The sequence below is a fragment of the Streptomyces sp. NPDC048275 genome, assembly GCF_040652275.1.
In the GTDB taxonomy this organism is placed as follows: domain Bacteria; phylum Actinomycetota; class Actinomycetes; order Streptomycetales; family Streptomycetaceae; genus Streptomyces.
The window spans coordinates 1-2,101 of sequence record NZ_JBEZLR010000237.1; the positions used below are offsets into that span (position 1 = coordinate 1).

A 2,101-nucleotide genomic window follows, 5' to 3' on the forward strand; every position below is an offset into this window, starting at 1 on the left:
TGGACCACCTCGGCATCGACGACAGCTTCTTCGACCTGGGCGGACACTCCCTGCTCGCCACCCGCCTCGTCTCCCGCATCCGCACCACCCTCAACACCGAACTCTCCGTACGCACCCTCTTCGAAACCCCCACCGTCGCCACCCTCACCCAGGCACTGACAGGCGCGGGCCAGGCCCGCACCGCGGTCACCGCCCGCCCGCGTCCCGAGCGGATCCCGCTCTCCCCCGCCCAGCAGCGACTGTGGTTCCTGCACCAGTACGAGCCCGACAGTGCCCTCTACAACATCCCCGTCGCCCTGCGCCTGACCGGGCCCCTCGACCACCACGCCCTCAAGGCCGCGCTCGCGGACGTGGTGAAGCGGCACGAGGCACTGCGGACCGTGTTCACCCAGGACAAGGACGGCGCCCACCAGATCATCCTCAGCGCGGATGGGCCCCAGCCCACGCTGGACGTGCAGACCGTCGTCGACGACCGACTCGACGACGCCCTGCACATCGCGGCCGCCCGGCCCTTCGACCTCACCCGCGACCTCCCCGTGCACGCCACCCTCTTCGAGCTCGCGCCGGACGAGCATGTCCTGCTCCTCGTCGTCCACCACATCGCCGCGGACGGCTGGTCCCTCACCCCCCTCGCCCGCGACCTGACCACCGCCTACACCGCCCGCAGCCAAGGCGCAGCTCCCGGCTGGGCACCGCTACCGGTCCAGTACGCCGACTACACCCTCTGGCAGCATGAGGTACTCGGCTCCGAGGACGACCCCGAGTCCCCCATCTCCCGCCAACTCGCCCACTGGCAGCACACTCTGGCCGACCTCCCGGCCGAGCTGGAACTGCCCACCGACCGGCCCCGCCCGGCCACGCCGTCCCACCACGGCGGGACCGTCACCTTCGACATCCCCGCCGAGCTGCACGCCGACATCACCCGCCTCGCCCGCGCACACCAGGCCAGCACCTTCATGGTCCTGCAAGCCGCCCTCGCGGTCCTGCTGTCCCGGCTCGGCGCGGGCACCGACATCCCGATCGGCTCACCCATCGCCGGACGCACCGACGACGCCGTCGAAGACCTCGTCGGATTCTTCGTCAACACCCTCGTCCTGCGCACCGACCTCACCGGCAACCCCACCTTCACCGAACTCCTCACCCGAGTCCGCGAAACCGACCTCGCCGCCTACGCCCACCAAGACATCCCCTTCGAACGCCTCGTCCACCTGATCAACCCCGAACGCTCGGCAGCCCGCCACCCCCTCTTCCAAACCATGCTCAACCCGAATGTGCTCACCCCGACAGCCACAGGTGGCGCGGAGTTCGGCGATCTGAAAGCGGTGCACCAGCCCAGCACCACGGGCACCTCACGGTTCGATATTTCGCTCTCGTACGCGGAGTTGGGCGACACGGGGGGCATCAACGCGGCCTGGGAGTTCAGTGCGGATCTGTTCGACGAGGAGACCGCCGAGCGGCTGACCCGACGGTTCGTCCGCGTACTGGAAACGGTGGCGACAACACCAGAAACCAAGATCGCCCAGATCGACGTACTCGACACCGACGAACAGCAATCCGTCCTCGGCCACTGGGCCAACGGCACCACCACCGACCTCACCCCCACACACGACCTCATCCACCAATTCCGCGCCCAAGCAGCACAAACACCGGACGCGTCGGCCGTGGTGTCCGACGGCGCATCGGTCTCGTACGCGGAACTGGACGCACGCAGCGACCGCCTCGCCCGGCTACTGGCCGAGGCCGGCGTCGGGCCGGAGCAGTACGTCGCCGTCATGCTCCCGCGCTCCACCGACCTGGTCATCGCCCTGCTCGCCGTCCTGAAGGCCGGGGGCGCCTATCTGCCCCTGGACGCCGACTTCCCCGCCGACCGCATTGAATTCATGCAAAGCGAGACCCGGCCGGTACTGCTGCTGGACGAACAGTGGCTCACCGACACCGCACAGCACGAACCTGACACGGCAACCCCCCTGCCCACCACAACACCCGGCGAGCAGGCCGCCTACGTGCTCTACACCTCGGGCTCCACCGGCCGCCCCAAGGGCGTGGTCATCTCCCGTGGCGCACTGGCCAACCTCCTCACCGACATGCAGAAGCGCATCCC

The 2,101-nt window shown here is 69.2% G+C and carries 1 protein-coding gene; it reads left to right on the top strand.

The genetic code is table 11. The features are described 5' to 3' along the window. The coding region (locus tag AB0D57_RS47615; protein ID WP_362088755.1) for a condensation domain-containing protein at positions 1-2,101 on the top strand (2,101 nt) is incomplete at both ends.